This window comes from Rhizobium sp. CB3060 (assembly GCF_025200735.1).
Taxonomy (GTDB): Bacteria; Pseudomonadota; Alphaproteobacteria; order Rhizobiales; family Rhizobiaceae; genus Rhizobium.
The window spans coordinates 1,176,881-1,195,161 of record NZ_CP104158.1 but is presented as its reverse complement, the minus strand read 5'-3'; the positions used below and the strand labels follow the sequence as shown (position 1 = coordinate 1,195,161).

The window sequence follows — 18,281 nt, the reverse complement described above, 5'->3', positions numbered from 1 at the left end:
GGCCCTGTCGGCCCGACGCCGCCGCTGCCTATCGCAAATCGGGAGTCTGGTCAAACAAACGCCTGTGGGCGCTGATGGCGTAGGTATCGGTCATCCCCGCTAGATAGTCGCCGACATGGCGAGCCTTGGCGGCAACGGCGAGGCCGGCGATATGGTCGACCCAATAATGGCTCTGCATCTCCTGGGGATTGTCCATATAGGCGCGGAACAGATCGGTGACGATCTGTGCTGCGCCGGCGCGGATGCGCATAATATCCGGATGGCGGTAGATACGTTTGAAGAGCATCTGCTTGATCTGCTTGTCCGTCTCGGCCATTTCCGGAGAGAAGGTGGCGATGATGCGGCCAGCAGCGCGGATATCGGCAACGTTGCTCGGCCTGATCTCGCCCAGCGCTTTTTGCGCAACGGAGATCACATCCTCCACCATGCGGGTGATCTGCCGGCGCATGATCTCATGCGTGAAGCGACTCGGCTCCAGATGCGGATAAAGCGCCCTCACCTCGGCCATCAGCGCCGAAAGAAATGGAATCTCCTCCAGCATCTCGAAATTCAGATAGCCGGAGCGCAGGCCGTCATCGATGTCATGGGTATTGTAAGCGATGTCGTCAGCGATTGCCGCCACCTGCGCCTCAAGGCTCGCAAAGGTCGCAATCTCCAGATCGTGGATTTCGCAATAGTCGAGGATCGGCTGCGGCACGGGGCCGCGCGTGCCCTTGCCATCTGATGTCAGCAGCGGACCGTTGTGCTTGACCAGCCCCTCCAACGTTTCCCAGGTGAGATTCAAACCATCGAATTCGGCATAACGCCGCTCGAGCTTCGTCACAATGCGCAGCGATTGCGCGTTGTGATCGAAGCCGCCATAGGGCAGCAGCACCTCATGCAGCGCGTCTTCACCGGTGTGGCCGAAGGGGGTGTGGCCGAAATCGTGGACGAGCGCCACGCCTTCGGCAAGATCCTCGTCGAGCTTCAGGGCGCGCGCCAAGGCGCGGGCGATCTGCGCCACCTCGATCGTGTGCGTCAGGCGCGTACGATAGTGATCGCCATCCTGCGCGATAAAAACCTGCGTCTTGTGCTTCAGCCGTCGGAAAGCGGTGGTATGCACGATGCGATCGCGGTCGCGTTGGAAATCGGAGCGCGTCGGGCTCGATCCCTCTTCATAAAGCCGTCCACGCGATTCCCGGGGATCGGTCGCATAGATAGCCCGCTCACCATAACCGAAACCCAATGCATGCCTGTCGATCGTCATTATCCATCCATTCCGGCGTTAGAGCGCCCGCGCTTTCGATTGAACGCGTGAAAGTCGCCCCATTCCTTCCAATCCAGAGCATCTTCTCCGCATTTTGATGATGCCATTCAAACGCGGGATGCTCTGGCCCATTGACGCCGCTTCACGGCCTTCATACCTATACCAAAGAAAAACAGCAAAATGGCACATGGCTCAACCATGAAACCATAGCTGTCAACGGCCGCACTTTCATGATAAAGGCTATGGATATCAGCCGTTTGAAAGGCGGACGGCTCATTGGTTCTCTCCGGATCTTGACCCCGGCAGGAGGAAGGCATGACTGAGACGAGTGTAACCCTATCGGATGCAGCGGCAAAGCGAATCGCCGCCATCGTCAGCGCCGAAACCGGCAAGCGAGCGCTTCGCGTCGCCGTCGAAGGCGGCGGCTGCTCCGGCTTCTCCTACAAATTCGATCTTGCCGACGGACCGCAAGAAGATGATATCGTTGTCGAAAAGGGCAACGCTACGGTACTGATCGACCAATTGTCGCTGGTCTATATGGCCGGCTCCGAGATCGATTTCGTCGATAATCTGCTCGGTCAGTCCTTTCAGATCAAGAATCCGAATGCGGTCGCAAGCTGCGGCTGCGGCACGAGTTTTTCGATCTGACTCTGCTGATTTTTCCACAGATTGATTGCCGGTCGGAAGCTGTTGCTTACGGCCGGTTTTCATTTGGACGGGTGGCCAAGGTCGTTTGCTGCGGATAAAAGAAAAACCGAAGCAGAGGAGCCGTCCCTTCATGAAGATCGCCACCTGGAACATCAACGGCGTCAAGGCGCGTATCGAGAACCTGTGCCAGTGGCTGAAGGACTCCGATCCCGATATCGTTTGCCTGCAGGAGATCAAGACGGTCGACGAAGGCTTTCCGCGCTTTGAGATTGAAGCGCTGGGCTATCACGCCGAGACGCATGGGCAGAAGGGTTTCAACGGCGTGGCGATCCTGTCCAAGATGAAGCCCGACGAAGTGACGCGCGGCCTGCCTGGCGATGACGCCGATGAGCAGTCCCGCTTCATCGAAGCGGTGTTCTCTGTGCCGGGGCATGGCGCGCTTCGTGTCTGCTGCCTGTATCTACCGAACGGCAATCCCATCGATACGGAAAAATATCCCTACAAGCTCGCGTGGATGGAACGCCTGCGGAAATTCGCCGTCGGTCGGCTGGAGCTTGAGGAGCCGATCATCCTCGCCGGCGACTACAACGTCATCCCGGAACCGCATGATTGTTTCGATCCGAAAGTCTGGGAAAACGATGCGCTGTTCCTGCCGCAAACCCGCCAGGCTTTCCGCCAGCTCGAGCATCTCGGCTTCACCGATGCGGTGCGCGCCACGACGGACGCGACCAAGCTTTATTCCTTCTGGGATTACCAGGCGGGCGCCTGGCCGAAGAACAACGGCATTCGCATCGATCACCTAATGCTTTCGCCGGAAGCGGCCGATCGCCTGACGTCGGCTGCAATCGAAAAGCACGTGCGTGCCTGGGAAAAGCCGTCGGACCACGTTCCCGTCATTGCGCATTTCGATTTTCAAGGCTGAGATCGGGGATTATTCGGCGCCGGCGACGTCCAGTTGATGCGCCATGGAAACGGCGACGCGACGGTCGTCTTCGCTGGCTATCGAGAAGGCCTGCTCCTGCAGGTCTTGCATCCATGGACAATCCTTCGGCTTGCACTTTTCGAGCGCCGCCGTCATGAAGGCGAGGCCGCGCACTGACTGGCCTTCCTGGAAGAGAATATTGCCAAAGACGGACATTGCGCCGGGATGGCCGCTCTTACGGGCCTGGTTCAGCCACTTCTTGGCCTGCTGCACATTGGCCGAGCCGCCCTCACCTGCCAGCATCATCTGCGCGAGCTGAAACTGCGCCTCGGGAACGCCGAAGGTCGATGCGACCTGGAAATAGAGCTGGCGCGCCTGATTGAGGTCGACCTTGACCGGGCTGTTTGCAATGCCGGTCTTGTAGTAATTGGCGAGCGCAAGCAGTGCGTTGATGAAGAAGCCGGTATCTTCGGAGCCGGGCTCTACACCCTGCTGGGCGATCTCGCTATAGATCTTGAAGGCTTCGAAATCGTCCTGGGTCACGCCATCGCCGTCGGCATACATATTGGCCAGCGCCCAACGCGAGCCAGTGTGCCCCTTCTCGGCGGCGTAACGATAGGCTTCGACCGCCTCTTCCTTCTGGCCATTCTTGTAGGCCCGGAAGCCGAATTTGAAGAGATCGAAGGGCCCCGATTCCTTTGTGACACCCGCATTGATATCGAATGCCAGGGCTTGGCCTGCGAGTGCCACAGAGGTGGCAAGCGACAGGCTGAGCATCATCATTCTCGCTGATATGAACTCGGACTTAAACATAACAGTCGATTTCTTTCGCTCCATTCGCATCCGCTACGGTGATCCCATCTGCACCGTAAGGCCTGCGAATGTATTCCCTACCGGCGCGCAAACCAGCGAGATCCCCTTTTGAGGAGGTCTGCAGGACACCAGCCCAACGCCGTTCGCCACATTTCCGAGCGTAGTCTGAAATTATGTCCAAACGAGCATCCACGCTGACGCGGTCACATGTCGCCCTTGAAACAGCCCGCCGCTTCGCTGTCCAAAGAGAGAGATTTACGATCGAACGGGTGTATGATTCCTTCGGGAAATAATGCGTTTCCGGCTGCGTCGTGAACGTCACCGTTCCGATCCCGAATTGCTCTTTTTTCCGAAGTGTAAACTGACCCATCAACCGTTTACGCACTTTCTACTAAGGCCTTCCCCTGTGCCCGTATAATCGCTGCTCCCCATTTGTGGCGGGAAATGGACAAATTGGGCGCCGGATACACGCCCGTAATCTGTTGAAATAAAGTGTTGCTGATTCGTCACAAAGAGTTTGCCGATCTTGAGGTTTCGTTAACCACGAAACGCTAGGTGAGACGGTTTTGCCGGTCGGATCTGAAAACGGCTTGGCGCCAAACTTGGAATTAAAACGCCGCGAGACCAAAAAGGGCTCGCGGCGCGGGAATCGCTTGAAGCGGCGAGGACGAGACCTCGAAAGCTGCTTCAGTTCAATGATTTATGCTTAGAATCTAACCTTCATCGACGTCGACAATGCCGCGACGAGATCATTGCCGTAGCTGTAGGTCGCGTCATTGCCGTAGGTGATGCCGTTGGAGGTGATGGTGCCGGATTTGCCGCTGGTCAGCAGGCCCAGCGCGCCGGCGAAGGTGAACTCGACATGTTCGGTCGGCTTGTAGGAAAGACCAGCACCGAGCGTCCAAGTATCCGAGCTCAAGCCATAACCCTGGCTTGTGCCGCGATCCCAGCTCAAGCTGAGCGCGCCGCTCCATTGGTCATTGAACTTATGACCAATGCCGCCGGTGACCGTCCAGCCATCCTGGTAAAGCAGATCGAGCGAGGTGAGCTCGGTCGCGCCGCCCGTATGGCAGGATATGCCACGCGTGGAGGTCGGGCAAAGCGCGATGCTCTGCAGAACGCTCCAGTTGGTCCACTTGACCGAACCGAAGGCCAGCCAGTCCGGCGCGATGCCGCTCTGCACCTTCCATTCCAAGGAGTCCGGTGCATCGGCCGAACCGAAGACGGACGTGGCTTTGCCGAAGAACGCGCGGACCGGCGGCAGTTCCGTCAGATCGACGGTGCCCTTGAGGTTATCGTATTTGACCCGGCTGTTGTAAACGAGGCTGGTACGGAGGGCATATTCGGGGATCTCATAGGCAAGACCGGCGCGCCAGCCCCAGCCATGACCGTCGACATCCAGCGAGCCGACACCGTCATAGACGGCGGAAAACGGAGCGGGAACGACGGAGACCAGACGGGACTTGTAGCCGCTGACTTCCTGATAGAAACCGCCGCCGATCAGGCGTAGCTGACCCGGACCCGCATCGAACTTGTAAGAGCAGGTCGCCGCATAATTGTGCGTACGCACCTTGGTCTCGATTTCATTGTTGGCGCCGGCCCAGTTCAGACCCGGATTGGTGTGTGCGCCGAACGGCTCGGAGTAATCGGCCATGCAGTCGATGTCATCGGTAATGCCGATCTTGAAGCCGATATAAGGCACCGCAAAATTCTCGCCGGCATCGACCGAATGCGGACGGCCATTGAGGTTGCCATCGGTCGGATCGATGTCCTTTGCATTCTTCAGCTTACGGTCGGGCATCACATAGGTCACGCCGGACTCGAAAACGTAACGTCCCTTATCGAAAAGTAAGTCAATATCGTAGCCGGCGCGATCAAGCCCGCCCGCAAAAGCGGCGCTGGCGAATGACGAGCCGATAATGAATGCAAATGCGCCCCTCAGCGCAATACGAAATGCCATTGTGTCTCCCCCGATTTCGTATTCATTAATCCGATTGTTGCGACGATCACCCGAATTGGCAATGCGGCGCCGGCAATCCACAATGTTGTGAGATATTGATTGACTTACGTAAGAAAGTGATCTGCACGCCCAATCATAGCCAAGTTTAGGCATTTTTTGCTTCTCTAATCTCTATAATGGGCCCCGGTTAGATTTTCATTCCACACTGCAACAATTCTGTTACAATCTGACAACAGTCCGGCTTTTCAATAAACCCTACCAATTTAGGGGTAACCTTTCTTGCCTGTGCGAAGCTGGAGTGTCTTGAAAAGCGACACATTTTTCTGACGCTTGCCATCGAATCAGCCGCGCAAAGAAAAAGGGCACGCTGCCTTCGCTGCGTACCCTTACATTCAGATTGTTACAGCTTCTTCAGCCGGCTTCGCTGACCCGGTCAAGCGCAACCTTGAGGCTCGAAAGTTGGCCTTCGAGTTCGCCCAAGCGCTCGCGCTCGGCGGCGACGACATCCGGGTTAGCATTGGCGACGAACTTCTCGTTCGAGAGCTTGCCGACGATGCGGGCCATTTCCTGTTCGTTTTTGGCGATCCCCTTTTCGAGACGCGCCTTTTCGGCAGCGAGGTCGATGAGGTTACCGAGCGGCAGGCAGGCTGTCGCTTCGCCGACGATGATCTGCGCCGCACCCTTCGGCGCGGTGTCGGAGAGCGAAATCTTCTCGACACGCGCCAGCCGCTTGATCGCCGCGTCATGGCGGAACAGGCGTTCGCGCGTCAGGCTGTTGGCGCCGACGAGCACCAGCGGCGCGGTGGCGGCCGGCGGCACGTTCATTTCCGAGCGTACGGAGCGCAAACCTGAGACGAGATCGATCAACCAGTTGATCTCATCGGCAGCGACATCGTCGGCATAGGAGGGCGCCGGCCAGTCCGCATGGCAGATCAGGCCATGGCGTTCCCTGCCCTCGCCTGCCGTATGCGCCCACAGCTCTTCGGTCATGAAGGGCATGAAGGGATGCAGCAGCTTATAGGTCTCTTCCAGAACGTAGGCGGCGCAGGATTGCGCCTCCGCCTTGGCGTTCTCGTCGTCACCGCTGAACACGGGCTTCAAGAGTTCGAGATACCAGTCGCAGAACTGGTTCCAGATGAAGCGATAGAGCGAGCCGGCGGCATCATTGAAACGATAGGCCTCCAACGCTTCGGTAACATCACGCTCAGTGCGGGCAAGCTCCGTCAGGATCCAGCGGTTGACAGTGAGTTCGGCTGCTTCCGGGACAAAATGCGGATCACTCTTCGCGCCGTTCATCTCGGCAAAGCGCGTAGCGTTCCAAAGCTTGGTGCCGAAATTACGGTAGCCGGCGATGCGGGCCGGATCGAGCTTCACGTCGCGACCCTGCGCCGCCATGATCGCCAGCGTAAAGCGCAGGGAATCGGCGCCGTACTGGTCGATCAGTTCGAGCGGATCGATGACGTTGCCCTTGGACTTCGACATCTTCTGCCCGTTCTTATCGCGCACTAGGGCGTGAACATAGACCGTGTGGAAAGGCTCGACGGGCTCGCCGTTTTCGTCCTGCATGAAATGCAGGCCCATCATCATCATGCGGGCAACCCAGAAGAAGATGATGTCGAAGCCGGTGACCAGCACATTGGTCGGATAGTAGCGCTCCAGTTCCGGCGTCTCATCCGGCCAGCCGAGCGTCGAGAACGGCCAGAGCGCCGAGGAGAACCAGGTATCGAGCACGTCTTCGTCACGCGTCAGGATTTCGCCCGGCCTGAAGTTTTCCAGCAAGTCCTCGACATAGGCCTTCATCGGCCCTTCATGCGAAAGATAATGCTGGATGGCGGCCTGCAGCGCCTCTTCTTCCGTCTTCTCGACGAAGACCTGACCGTCCGGACCATACCATGCCGGGATCTGGTGGCCCCACCAGAGCTGTCGGGAAATGCACCAGGGCTGGATGTTCTCCATCCAGTCGTAATAGGTCTTGTCCCAGCTCTTCGGAACGAGCTTGGTGCGGCCTTCGCGAACGGAGGCGATTGCCGGTTCGGCAAGCGTCTTGGCATCGACATACCATTGTTCGGTCAAGCGCGGTTCGATCGGCACACCACCACGGTCACCATGCGGGATGGTATGCTTGTGCGGCTCGATCTTATCGAGCAGACCAGCCTCTTCGAAGATGCGGACGATGATCTTGCGGGCTTCGAAACGATCCTTACCCTCAAGCTCATCCCAGGCGCCATGCAACGCCGCCGGATTGTCGACACCTTCGAGGAAATCCTCGTTATCCTTGATGGTGATATGGGCATCGGCTGTCAGGATATTGACGACGCGCAGGCCGCGACGCCGGCCGACGTCGAAGTCGTTAAAATCATGCGCCGGCGTCATCTTGACGGCGCCGGTACCCGCGGTCGGATCCGGATATTCGTCGGCAACGATCGGAATGCGCCGGCCGACGATCGGCAGGATAACATGCTTGCCGACGATCGCCTTGTAGCGCTCGTCACTCGGATGAACGGCGACGCCGGTATCGCCGAGCATGGTCTCCGGGCGGGTGGTGGCGACAACGAGATAGTCGCGCGTTTCCCATTCCGTCGGCTTGCCACTTTCATCGAAAGCGATCGGATGTTGATAGGTGACGCCTTCTTCGAGCGGATAGCGCAGATGCCAGAGATGGCCGTTGACCTCATGCTGCTCGACTTCGATATCCGAAATCGCCGTCAGCATTTTTGGATCCCAGTTGACCAGCCGCTTGTCGCGATAGATCAGTCCTTCCTTGTAGAGCGTGACGAAGACTTCGAGAACAGCCTTGGACAGGCCCTCGTCCATTGTGAAGCGTTCGCGCGACCAATCGCAGGAAGCGCCCAGGCGCTTCAACTGGTTGAAGATCAGGCCGCCCGATTCCGCCTTCCATTCCCAGACTTTTTCGATGAAGGCGTCACGACCCATGTCGCGGCGGCCGGGCTGCTGCCTCTCCATCAACTGGCGTTCGACAACCATCTGCGTGGCAATGCCGGCATGGTCCATGCCCGGCTGCCAGAGCACATCCTTGCCGCGCATGCGCTCGAACCGCACCATAATGTCCTGCAGCGTGTTGTTCAGCGCATGGCCCATGTGCAGCGAACCGGTGACATTCGGCGGCGGGATGACGATGGTGAAGCTTTCCGCGCCGGGCTTGGCGTTCGCACCAGCGCGAAAGGCGTCGGCCTCATCCCATTTCTGGGCGATCTTCGGTTCGACGGCGGCGGAATCATAGGTCTTGTCGAGCATTTGGGGACCGGATCTGGAGGGTTCGGTGATGCGGGTTGTAAATAGGATGGTCGCGGGCAAGTCAATAAAAAAGCCGCCCCGGAAGCCGGAGCGGCGGATCGTCTACCCGGGGCTCAGGCTGTCAGCGACGCGGGCCGCGGGCCACTCGTTCGATTTCCTCGCGCACGAGACGCTCGACCAGAGTCGGCAGATTATCGTCCAGCCATTCCTGCAGCATCGGCCGCAGCATCTCCTGGGCGATTTCGTCAAGCGACCGGCGCTCGCTGCCGTCGATGGCAGCCGCGAGCTCGCCGAAGGAACGGGCAACCTGCGCACCGGCCGCTTCCGACATCAACGAGGATGTAAGCTCAGCCTGCACTTGCGGCAGGTAGCGATCCGCGGCTGTCGTAGATGGCGGCTGATTGAAAACCGGCATCTCAACTGAAGCGGCCGCAGTAGGAGCAATGGCAGCAGCCTTGCGCTCTTCGATCGACTCAGGCTGTGGTTCGATCTTGGCTGGTGCAACCACAGCTTCGGCGAGAAGGGCAGCGGCGGGCGGGGCCACGACCGGCGAGGTCACTGCCGGTGCAGGCGCTTCGGCGATCGCGCTACGCAAGGGCACGTCGGCGACCGGATCGACACGCGGCTCGGCAAGACGCGCGGCCATGGCCGGCGGCAATTCGCGCGGTTGCGGCGTTTCGCGCGCCGAATTCAGTTGTGCGGCATTGCGCTCGGAAGCGGCACGAACGCGCGCGGCGACATCGGCGAGCGACATGGTGCGGGCGGGCGCTTCCGGCTCGCGCATCGGAATCTGCGAATTGGCGGCGACAAAACGCGGCTCGGGGACAGCGGCTGCGGCCGACGGCACGTCATCCATTTCGGCAGCAGCAAATTGATCATCGACCGTCAGGTGGATATCGTCATCCTGCTCATCATCGGCAAGGGTATAAACAGCAGGCAGAGACGGCGAAATGGATTTGCCGGCGCCGGGCTCGTTGTTCTCGATGATCCGGCGGATCGACGCCAGAATCTCTTCCATGGACGGTTCACGCACTACACTTGGCTGAGCCATATTCATCCCCGTTTTCCCAGACAACGACCGGATTCCCGCCAAAGCAGCGCCCGAATCAGCGCCAGCGTAGAATACTACCCTTGGGAAAAAAATCACCGCGATAGCACTAAGCCACCTGATGCACAGTTTTGTTACGGTGGCTGCGAATCACCTGATATTGTGGACTTCTCTCTCCAAATGCCCAACGAAAAACGGGCGCCCGAAGCGCCCGTCTCAAAAGGATGGTTCAACCGCTTAAGCGGTCAGAATACGAATGCCTTGGCCTTGGCAAAGCCCGGCAGCGGTTTGACCGAAGCGTTGAAGAAGACGTTTTCGGAAAGGGCGCCACGCTCGCGTATGAAGACGGTGGCGCGCGCGGCGTGGCCATAGCCGAGGACGACGATCAACCGGCCACCTTCGCCAAGCTGGTCAAGAAGCACCTGCGGCACTTCTTCGACCGAACCATCGACGAAAATCACGTCATAGGGACCGCTGCCGGCATGGCCCTTTTCCAACTCGCCGGTAACGACGGTCACGTTTGCCTGACCGAGCGCGGCGAGATTGGCCTTGGCTTCTGCAGCCAGCGCCTCATCGGATTCAAGTGCGACAACGGTGCCTGCAAGGATCGACAGGAGTGCCGAGACGTAACCCGTGCCGCAGCCGACATCGATAACCTTGTCTTCCTTGGTGATTTCACCGAGCTGCAGCAGCTTTGCCAGCGGCGAGGCTTCCATCAGGAAACGCGCCGGCTTGCCGGAAGCTGCGGGGCTGACCTCAATGTCATTGTCGATGTAGGCCAGGAGCTTCGACTTCTCCGGCACGAAATTCTCGCGCGGTACCGTCAAAAACGCGTTCAACACGGAATGGGAGGTGACATCCGTCGTGCGGATCTGGTTCTCGACCATTTTCACGCGTGCTGCTTCGAAATCCATCATATCCTCTCGCGCCCAAAGGCAAAGCCGGGGTTGCTGTATGCTCAGCGTGTCTTAATCGCGTGCGGCTACGCTTTCAAGGCATCGCAGCGTCGGGCGCAGAGATTCATGGCATGGCGTCGCGGCGCAACAACAGGCGTTCCCTATTGTGCCAGTCAAATCGATGCCTCAACCCGAAGCCAATGGACGCTAAAGCAGGAACAAACTGCCACATCTTCCAAAAGGCGGGCCGAAATCAACCAATTAGAGATGAGATAGGAGAAGGATGGAGGCCTCGCCCGGAATCGAACCGGGATTCAAGGATTTGCAGTCCTCTGCGTAACCACTCCGCCACGAGGCCATCCGATTTGTAAAGGCGAGTGATGGCGGGCGTTTAGAACGAATCTTATTGGAGCGCAAGACCTATCGCGGCTGATGATCAAATAACTTGATTTCCAGCCTATGAACTCGGCAAGGCGCGGCAAAGCTTAACGATTTATTAAGCACCAACTAAACCTCCGAAGGCCGCCAATTGGCGGATTGCGTCATTTTTGCAACAAGATTCTTTTTCGAGTAGCGTGCGAATAGTTCGTCAGTCTTAGTATCTTGTCAAATCATTGAGACGGGTTCAGGAAATAGTTCGCGAGGCTTATTACTTCGCACCTACTGATAGGGAACATGAACGGGATGGGGTTGGGCACGTCGTCTTTTCGGCGCGATATCTCATGCCCAATCAGGAAAAGATTGGAGTTATTATGAACATCAAGAGCCTTCTTCTCGGCTCCGCTGCCGCGCTTGCAGCAGCATCCGGCGCTCACGCGGCCGACGCCATTGTCGCCGCCGAGCCGGAGCCCCTCGAATACGTTCGCATCTGCGACGCATACGGTGCAGGCTACTTCTTCATTCCGGGCACCGAAACCTGCCTCAAGGTTGGCGGCAAGGTTCGTACGGAAGGTGAGTGGTACAACGCTTACAACCGTGACAGCCACCAGGGCACGCTCTGGCACACCCGCGCCGAGCTGAACGTCGATACCGCGACCGACACCGAATACGGTCCATTGAAGACAGAAACCATCGTTCGCTGGGACTGGAACGACGGCAACTCCACCAGCACCAACCTGCTGTGGTCCTACATCAGCCTCGGTGGCTTCACCGTCGGTAAGAAGGACTCGGCCTACAACCTCTACATCGGTTACGCCGGCGACGTCATCAACGACGATGTGATCTATGACGGTCCGTACGAACTGAACCAGTTGACCTACAACTATGACGCCGGCAACGGCTTCACGGCGGTCATCTCGCTCGAAGATTCCAATTCCAGCGGCTCGGGCGCTTCTTACGGCGCAAGCTGGTGGACGGATGACAAGGCCGATCACTACGCGCCGGACGTCGTGGCCGGTGCTGGTTACAAAGCCGGTGCATGGTCCTTCAAGGTTGTCGGCGGTTATGACTCGATCGTCGAAGAAGGTGCTGTCAAGGCCCGCGTCGATGCGGACTTCGGTGCATTTTCGGCTTTCTTGATGGGCGGCTGGAACACCGACGGCGACAAGCTCAACAAGTATGCCGGTACCAACCAGGATATCTCCGCTTGCACGGCGCCGAACGGCACTGTGAACGAATCCAAATGCGGTTGGGGTGATTGGGCTGTTTGGGGTGGCGTTGGCGTTCCGATCAACGACAAGCTGAAGTGGAACGTGCAGCTTGCCTACACTGACTCGAAGATCTTCGAAGCGACCTCGAACCTCAAGTTCAATCCGGTCAAGGATCTGCTGATCGAGCCGGAAGTGACTTACGTTCACTATGATTATGCCAAGGACGATACCGTCTCCGGCATCCTCCGCTTCGAGCGCAACTTCTGACCTGATCTGAATTGACCTCCGATCAGAGAAGAGAGGGGCCTAGCTTTCCCTGCTAGGCCCCTTTTCTATGCCGATCGCCTCCCGAATATATAACCTCGGCCCCACCTGATCCCCCACCGGGACAGCGGAAGACACTACTTTCGGCAGGCGGCATTCTTATTGCCACCACTATACCACACGTTGCAATTGACACTCAGGTAACTTAAAGGGGAACTTTGCGGCCATCGCAGCGTTAAGTCCTGAAGGGACGTTGGTCCAAACAAGGAGTCGATGCTTTGAGACACTTCGCTTCGATAGCCCTGGCAGCCTCACTTGCTATGGGAACAGTGCTGGCCGCCGCGGTTCCGGCAACGGCAATGCCGTTGACAAGCTCGCCCTCGCCTAGCCTTTCCAGCGTCATTCTGGTTCAGGAGCGCGGATCCCGACGAAACCAGGATTGGTACGATGGGCGATATTGGCGTGATCGCCACTACCACCACCGCTACTGGCGCGATAGCCGCTGGGATCGCCGCCGTTACTATGATGATGATGACTGGCGATATCGCCGCTACCATCACCGGCACCACGGAGGCATCTACTTCGAATTCCGGTAATCCATAGCGACAAGTGCCGAATTCGTTACGCGTCAAAGCGGCGGATGCGATTGCCGCAAAGAGCGGATGCTTGTGCCCATATCCCAAAAACATTCCGGCCGTTGCCGACGATATATGCGGCAACGGCCGGGCCTATTTTTCTGGCGCTAACGGCCGGCAGTTCGAAGCAGCGACAGGATCAACGGCAGACGCGTTCCTTGCGGACAACCCAATGGCCATGAACATGGTGCCGTACGGTCTTCACAACGCAATGATGGTGATGATGATCGTCGACATGCACGATCGTGGCCGCCTCAGACTGCGTGCTGATGCCGACGAAGGAAGCTAGGGCAACGGCGGAAGCAAGAATCAGGTTTTTCATTTCGAACCTCTAAAGCATTTGGGGGAATATGCTGCGCGATAGGCGCACGACGTTTTTGCGCCCGTTCAGATTAACGCTACATGAATGTATCCTCACATTTTCGAGAGCAGCCGAACCTGCGGGAAGAGTGCGTGAGAACGCCACGCTGGGCGCGAAGAGAAAGCCGCGACAGCCCGTTTCAGCCCAGGCTATCACCGGCCACGCGCCGCATGATTTCTTCTGATCGATGATCCTGTTCCGTCGCCTGCTTCATGGCTTCGCTACGCTCGTGATCGAGCGGTTTGGCGACAGATTGGGCGACCCGAGCGGAAAGGCCGCGCTCCATTAAAACAGAAAGGCCGAGCGATGCCTCGCGCCGGCCTTTCATGCTCCAGTTCGACACTGCCGGTACCTCCGCGGTCAGCGATCGAAATGGTCCATGAACTAGAATATGGCGCGGCTGCAAAATTCTGCAATAGGTAAATCGGAGTAGGACAACCGTCCGAGCGCTCGGCTAATACGCCTAGCTCGATAGCGATTCAGCTAAACCAGGCCGGACCTCGCTCCGCCCGTCTCGGGGCAGCGCGGAAGCTGATGACGAGGAAGCACTTAATCTTTCGAGGAAAAACAATCGCTTAGCGAAAGAACCATTAGAATAAAATTAGGAGCCGGTTCAATCAAGAACCGGCTCCTACAATAAAGTCAGCTACTAAGCTGAATAAACTGGCTCCCCGGGCCGGATTCGAACCGGCGACCTGTCGATTAACAGTCGAATGCTCTACCGCTGAGCTACCAGGGAATACCGCTTGGCGCGGTGTGAGCGGGGTAATACAAATGCTTTCCCGATTTGCCAAGCGGTTTTTTCAAAAAAATCCATTTCCCTTGTATTATTTCGTCGCCTTACCATTTCCTGTGGATGACCGATCAAGCCAGAACCAAAGAAAAGACCGATCGCAACGGCAACGGAAAGGCGCGGCGTTTCGGAATAGATCATACCACACATGAGCTCGTCCTTGGCTCAATTCGTATTCCGCTTCCGCAATCGAGGCTTGCCCGGCTTGGCATCGGCCTTGCGTTGATCCTCGGCGGCCTTCTCGGCTTCCTACCCATCCTCGGCTTTTGGATGCTGCCGCTTGGCTTCATCCTGTTGTCACATGATCTGCCGCTCGTAAGGCGGTGGCGACGACGCCTTGCCGTGTGGTGGACAAAACGGCGGCGCCCGACGGATTGATGTCCGTCGCCTATTTGGCGTGCAAAGCCCTCGCAGGATTGCCTATCACGGTCGTACCTGCCGCGACATCCTTGGTAACGACGGCGCCTGCTCCGACGATCGCTCCATCGCCGATGGTTACCCCGCCGAGGATGATGGCGCCGCCGCCGATCCAGACATCCCGGCCGATCTCAACCGGCCGCGTGATTTCCAACCCTGCGCGCCGCTGCACCGGATCCTTGTGGTGCTCGGCACAATATATGTGAACACCCGGCCCCAGCATACTGCCGCCGCCGATGCGCACCGGGGCGTTATCGAGAATAGTGCATCCGGCATTGAAATAGACGCGCGGGCCGAGCGAGATGTTCATGCCATAGGAGCAATGAAACGGCGCTTCGATGAACACGCCCTCGCCCACATCGGCAAACAGCATGGACAGCGCGGGACCAATACCGCCGCGCTCACCCGGCGGCATGGTGTTATGCTGATGCACAGCCTCCCGGGCAAGTGCGCGCAGGGCATCAAGTTCCGGATCGAGGCAGCGATACCATTCTCCCGCCGCCATCTTCTGTCGCTCGCTTCTGCCCATTGATCCGCTCCCCCGACGCCTCCGTCACCATATCGGGGTGATCATGCACACGATCCAGGCGGGCGGCAAGGGGAGCTCACGGCTCAGTCTGCGCCCCTCAATATCCTGCAATCAGCAGCGTCAAAGGGCCGAGCGCCATTAAGGTGAGCGCCGCCATGATCAGAAGCAGCTCCCTCATTATATATCGTTCCATTCTGATGAGGCGCGGGGATCTGCGACCCATGCGCGACTCCTCTCCATATCAAAATATTAGATGCACCTTATGCGATACATAAGACGCCGTCTTCCCCTCCTAAAGGATTAATCCGCGATAGCCCTTTAAAAGCGTTCGCAAAGGCGCAAAACTGCCGGCGGACGAGAGGTTTCCGCCCACAACAAACTGTCACACAGCTTGTCTATAACGCCGCTGCCGCGAACTTGCGCAAGGCCCACCGGTTCCGCGCTTTCAAAAGGAAATAGGGATATGTCCAAATTTTATAACTGCATTTCGGCGGCTGCCGCCGGCGTCATGAGCTTAGCGCTGGCCCTGCCGGCTGCTGCTGCTCCGATCAAGTTCGATTTCTGGTTCGGCCTGTCCGGCGACCTGGAGCGTGTTGTTCAGACCCTGTGCACGAACTTCAACAATTCGCAGACCGATTATCAGGTCGTCTGCACCGGCCAGGGCAACTACGACGCCGCTCTGCAAAACACCATTGCCGCCTTCCGTGCTGGCAAGCAGCCGGCCATCGTGCAGGTTTATGACGTCGGCACCGCAACCATGATGCTTTCCGGCGCCTATTATCCGGTCGGCAAGCTGATGTCGGAAAACGGCTACAAGGTTAAGTGGGACGACTATTTCCCCGGCATCGCTCGCTACTACGCCACCTCGAAGGGCGAGCTGCTTTCCTTCCCGTTCAACTCTTCGACCGCCCTGCTCTACTGGAACAAGGACGCCTTCGCAAAGATCGGCAAGACCGCCGCTCCGAAGACCTGGGAAGAAGCCGCCGACGACATGAAGGCGCTGAAGGGCGCTGGCTATGATTGCCCGATGGCCATCAACATCTCCGGCAACGAGAGCTGGCAGTTGATGGAACAGTTCTCGGCCATCCACAACGAGCCGGTCGCTACCCAGAACAACGGCTATGACGGCCTCGACGCCCGCCTGACCGTCAACAAGACAAAGTTCGTCAAGTACGTCACCGACCTCAAGAGCTGGTACGACGCCGGCCTCATCAAGATCAAGTCGAAGGATCTCGGCCAGGATATGGTCCAGGCCTTTGCAGCGGGCGATTGCCAGATGATCATGACCTCGGTCGGCGACCATGGCACGGTCGGCAAGACGCAGAAGGCCGGCATGAACTGGGATGTTGCCGAGCTTCCGGTTTACGCCGGTACTGAGCGCAAGAATTCGCTCGTCGGCGGCGCTTCGCTCTGGGTTCTCTCCGGCAAGTCGTCTGACGAATACAAGGGCGCTGCAGCGTTCCTCGACTTCATCGGCAAGCCCGAAACCGCTCTGTTCTGGTCCACCAACACCGGCTACATCCCGGTCAAGAAGTCTGGCTTCGACTTCATGAAGTCCTCCGGCTTCTACGACAAGGCTCCCTATAAGGGCCGCGAAGTCGCCATCGCCAGCTTGACCGCTTCCGAGCCAACCCCGATCACCCGCGGCGTCCGCCTCGGCAACTTCACGCAGATCCGTGCTGAATTCGGCAACCAGATGCAGGCCATCTTCGCCAACAAGGTCAGCGTCCAGGAAGGCATCGACAACCTCGTCAAGAACGGCAATGCTGTTCTCGATCGCTTCGAAGCCACCTACAAGGGCAAGCAACTGCCGTAAGCAGTTCGCCCGTGAATAGACGACGTCCGCCGGGCTTTCCCGGCGGACGTTCGTTATGACCGCGAATGGCATTAGAATATCCCGCTTTCAGTTGGAATCATCTGAAACGGACGAGGTATTCTCGATTCAAACGGTAGAGCGTCCTGTGTGCGTTCAGACGACCGCACGGCGCTCGGGGGTCCAAGCCGGAAGAAGCAATGGAAAAGCGTACGACTTTCAGCAAGTGGAGCGTCGGCATCCTGTTCGCAGTGCCGCAACTCCTCCTCATCTTCACCTTCTTCTATTGGCCCGCCGGCCAGGCGATCTTCTGGTCGCTGACGCTGCAGCAACCCTGGGGCGGCGGCAATATCTGGGTCGGACTCGACAACTTCAAATCCATTCTCGCCAATGCCGATTACTGGAATTCGGTGACGATCAGCATCATCTTCGCGGCGATCAGCACCAGCATTTCCATGGGGGTCGCGCTGATACTGGCCGCTCTCACGGACCGGCAGCTCAAAGGTTCGAAATTCTACCGCGTCGTACTTATCTGGCCCTATGGCATCGCGGCTCCCGCTTCGGCGATGGCCTTTCGCTTCATCTTGGCGCCCGAAGCCGGCTTCATGTCCGTTGTCAACCATTATTGGCCGGGCTTTTGGGACCCGGGCCTCGACGGCACTGCCGCCATGGCCTCCATCATTGCCGCCTTCTCGTGGAAATATACCGGCTACAGCTTCATCTTCTTCCTTGCCGCCTTCCAGGCCATTCCGCGCTCATTGATCGAAGCAGCGGCAATGGACGGCTCGGGCGTGATCCGGCGCTTCTGGGACATTCAGTTCCCCATGATCACGCCGACGATCTTCTTCCTGCTGGTGATCAACATCACCGAAAGTTTCCAGGACTCCTACGGCATCGTCGACATCATGACATCCGGCGGCCCGCACAATTCCACGAACCTCATGGTCTACAAAATCGTCTTCGACGGCTTCAGAGGTCTCGACTATTCCGGCGCGGCGGCGCAGAGCATCATCCTGATGCTGCTGATCATCGTGCTCACCATCTTCCAATTCCGCTTCATCGAGCGGCGCGTGCATTACCGTTGAGGCTGAC

17 protein-coding genes and 2 tRNA genes are annotated in these 18,281 nt (G+C 58.1%); 7 read left to right on the top strand and 12 right to left on the bottom strand.

Going from position 1 to position 18,281, the window contains the following annotated elements:
• Nucleotides 1-28: 28 nt before the first annotated feature.
• Complete coding sequence (locus N2601_RS05925) at nt 29-1,246, bottom strand: deoxyguanosinetriphosphate triphosphohydrolase (protein WP_104822922.1); 1,218 nt, start codon at nt 1,244-1,246, stop codon at nt 29-31.
• A gap of 315 nt (nt 1,247-1,561) precedes the next feature.
• On the opposite strand from N2601_RS05925, the gene erpA reads away from it, so the two are divergent.
• Nucleotides 1,562-1,894 carry an iron-sulfur cluster insertion protein ErpA gene (gene erpA / locus N2601_RS05920; protein WP_104822921.1) on the top strand — a complete coding sequence of 111 codons (333 nt, stop codon included), beginning with the start codon at nt 1,562-1,564 and terminating at the stop codon, nt 1,892-1,894.
• 130 nt (nt 1,895-2,024) lie between these two features.
• The gene (gene xth, locus N2601_RS05915; protein ID WP_104822920.1) at nt 2,025-2,816 is read left to right on the top strand and encodes an exodeoxyribonuclease III; all 792 of its coding nucleotides are present in this window, start codon (nt 2,025-2,027) and stop codon (nt 2,814-2,816) included.
• A gap of 9 nt (nt 2,817-2,825) precedes the next feature.
• On the opposite strand, the gene exoR is transcribed toward xth, so the two are convergent.
• The 6 genes from exoR to N2601_RS05885 form a co-directional block, all read right to left on the bottom strand.
• Nucleotides 2,826-3,629, bottom strand: coding sequence for an exopolysaccharide production regulator ExoR (exoR, locus tag N2601_RS05910; protein WP_104822919.1), 804 nt, complete (start codon nt 3,627-3,629; stop codon nt 2,826-2,828).
• A 706-nt stretch (nt 3,630-4,335) separates the two neighbouring features.
• Nucleotides 4,336-5,589 carry an OmpP1/FadL family transporter gene (locus N2601_RS05905; RefSeq protein ID WP_104822918.1) on the bottom strand — a complete coding sequence of 418 codons (1,254 nt, stop codon included), beginning with the start codon at nt 5,587-5,589 and terminating at the stop codon, nt 4,336-4,338.
• A 411-nt stretch (nt 5,590-6,000) separates the two neighbouring features.
• On the bottom strand, nt 6,001-8,844 hold the full coding sequence (locus tag N2601_RS05900) for a valine--tRNA ligase (protein WP_104822917.1): 2,844 nt from the start codon (nt 8,842-8,844) through the stop codon (nt 6,001-6,003).
• Nucleotides 8,845-8,965: 121 nt separating this feature from the next.
• A complete protein-coding gene (locus N2601_RS05895; RefSeq protein ID WP_104825080.1) occupies nt 8,966-9,895 on the bottom strand; it encodes a DUF2497 domain-containing protein in 930 nt (309 codons plus the stop codon).
• A gap of 242 nt (nt 9,896-10,137) precedes the next feature.
• Nucleotides 10,138-10,809, bottom strand: coding sequence for a protein-L-isoaspartate O-methyltransferase family protein (locus tag N2601_RS05890; protein WP_199773543.1), 672 nt, complete (start codon nt 10,807-10,809; stop codon nt 10,138-10,140).
• Between the two features lie 263 nt (nt 10,810-11,072).
• Nucleotides 11,073-11,146: transfer RNA gene (locus N2601_RS05885), tRNA-Cys, on the bottom strand.
• A 394-nt stretch (nt 11,147-11,540) separates the two neighbouring features.
• Here N2601_RS05885 and N2601_RS05880 point away from each other — a divergent pair.
• Nucleotides 11,541-12,644: a porin gene (locus N2601_RS05880; protein ID WP_104822916.1), complete on the top strand. Its 1,104-nt coding sequence runs from the start codon at nt 11,541-11,543 to the stop codon at nt 12,642-12,644.
• 275 nt (nt 12,645-12,919) lie between these two features.
• Nucleotides 12,920-13,237, top strand: a complete 318-nt coding sequence (locus N2601_RS05875) for a hypothetical protein (protein WP_104822915.1) — start codon at nt 12,920-12,922, stop codon at nt 13,235-13,237.
• Nucleotides 13,238-13,415: 178 nt separating this feature from the next.
• On the opposite strand, the gene N2601_RS05870 is transcribed toward N2601_RS05875, so the two are convergent.
• The 4 genes from N2601_RS05870 to N2601_RS05855 all read right to left on the bottom strand — a co-directional run bounded on the left by N2601_RS05870 (nt 13,416) and on the right by N2601_RS05855 (nt 14,571).
• The gene (locus N2601_RS05870; protein ID WP_104822914.1) at nt 13,416-13,598 is read right to left on the bottom strand and encodes a hypothetical protein; all 183 of its coding nucleotides are present in this window, start codon (nt 13,596-13,598) and stop codon (nt 13,416-13,418) included.
• 178 nt (nt 13,599-13,776) lie between these two features.
• Complete coding sequence (locus N2601_RS05865) at nt 13,777-13,980, bottom strand: hypothetical protein (protein ID WP_158704447.1); 204 nt, start codon at nt 13,978-13,980, stop codon at nt 13,777-13,779.
• Nucleotides 13,981-14,301: 321 nt separating this feature from the next.
• A tRNA-Asn gene (locus N2601_RS05860) sits at nt 14,302-14,376 on the bottom strand.
• A complete protein-coding gene (locus N2601_RS05855) occupies nt 14,356-14,571 on the bottom strand; it encodes a hypothetical protein (RefSeq protein WP_260303995.1) in 216 nt (71 codons plus the stop codon). The genes N2601_RS05860 and N2601_RS05855 overlap by 21 nt, the downstream gene beginning before the upstream one ends.
• Between N2601_RS05855 and N2601_RS05850 the strand changes: the two genes are divergently transcribed.
• Nucleotides 14,494-14,808: a hypothetical protein gene (locus N2601_RS05850; protein WP_104822912.1), complete on the top strand. Its 315-nt coding sequence runs from the start codon at nt 14,494-14,496 to the stop codon at nt 14,806-14,808. The two genes, N2601_RS05855 and N2601_RS05850, sit on opposite strands and share 78 nt — an antisense overlap.
• Nucleotides 14,809-14,818: 10 nt before the next feature.
• On the opposite strand, the gene N2601_RS05845 is transcribed toward N2601_RS05850, so the two are convergent.
• Complete coding sequence (locus N2601_RS05845) at nt 14,819-15,376, bottom strand: sugar O-acetyltransferase (RefSeq protein ID WP_104822911.1); 558 nt, start codon at nt 15,374-15,376, stop codon at nt 14,819-14,821.
• 463 nt (nt 15,377-15,839) lie between these two features.
• On the opposite strand from N2601_RS05845, the gene N2601_RS05840 reads away from it, so the two are divergent.
• Together N2601_RS05840 and N2601_RS05835 are read left to right on the top strand one after the other, a co-directional pair.
• Complete coding sequence (locus N2601_RS05840) at nt 15,840-17,192, top strand: extracellular solute-binding protein (RefSeq protein WP_104822910.1); 1,353 nt, start codon at nt 15,840-15,842, stop codon at nt 17,190-17,192.
• 197 nt (nt 17,193-17,389) lie between these two features.
• Nucleotides 17,390-18,274, top strand: coding sequence for a carbohydrate ABC transporter permease (locus tag N2601_RS05835; protein WP_104822909.1), 885 nt, complete (start codon nt 17,390-17,392; stop codon nt 18,272-18,274).
• The last annotated feature ends 7 nt before the right edge of the window (nt 18,275-18,281 follow it).

Bases quoted from the DNA above. Each gene is read 5' to 3' on its own strand.
- N2601_RS05925 (WP_104822922.1), bottom strand. From the start codon at position 1,246: ATGACGATCGACAGGCATGCATTGGGTTTCGGTTATGGTGAGCGGGCT.
- erpA (WP_104822921.1), top strand. From the start codon at position 1,562: ATGACTGAGACGAGTGTAACCCTATCGGATGCAGCGGCAAAGCGAATC.
- xth (WP_104822920.1), top strand. From the start codon at position 2,025: ATGAAGATCGCCACCTGGAACATCAACGGCGTCAAGGCGCGTATCGAG.
- exoR (WP_104822919.1), bottom strand. From the start codon at position 3,629: ATGTTTAAGTCCGAGTTCATATCAGCGAGAATGATGATGCTCAGCCTG.
- N2601_RS05905 (WP_104822918.1), bottom strand. From the start codon at position 5,589: ATGGCATTTCGTATTGCGCTGAGGGGCGCATTTGCATTCATTATCGGC.
- N2601_RS05900 (WP_104822917.1), bottom strand. From the start codon at position 8,844: ATGCTCGACAAGACCTATGATTCCGCCGCCGTCGAACCGAAGATCGCC.
- N2601_RS05895 (WP_104825080.1), bottom strand. From the start codon at position 9,895: ATGGCTCAGCCAAGTGTAGTGCGTGAACCGTCCATGGAAGAGATTCTG.
- N2601_RS05890 (WP_199773543.1), bottom strand. From the start codon at position 10,809: ATGATGGATTTCGAAGCAGCACGCGTGAAAATGGTCGAGAACCAGATC.
- N2601_RS05880 (WP_104822916.1), top strand. From the start codon at position 11,541: ATGAACATCAAGAGCCTTCTTCTCGGCTCCGCTGCCGCGCTTGCAGCA.
- N2601_RS05870 (WP_104822914.1), bottom strand. From the start codon at position 13,598: ATGAAAAACCTGATTCTTGCTTCCGCCGTTGCCCTAGCTTCCTTCGTC.
- N2601_RS05850 (WP_104822912.1), top strand. From the start codon at position 14,494: ATGACCGATCAAGCCAGAACCAAAGAAAAGACCGATCGCAACGGCAAC.
- N2601_RS05855 (WP_260303995.1), bottom strand. From the start codon at position 14,571: ATGATCTATTCCGAAACGCCGCGCCTTTCCGTTGCCGTTGCGATCGGT.
- N2601_RS05845 (WP_104822911.1), bottom strand. From the start codon at position 15,376: ATGGGCAGAAGCGAGCGACAGAAGATGGCGGCGGGAGAATGGTATCGC.
- N2601_RS05840 (WP_104822910.1), top strand. From the start codon at position 15,840: ATGTCCAAATTTTATAACTGCATTTCGGCGGCTGCCGCCGGCGTCATG.
- N2601_RS05835 (WP_104822909.1), top strand. From the start codon at position 17,390: ATGGAAAAGCGTACGACTTTCAGCAAGTGGAGCGTCGGCATCCTGTTC.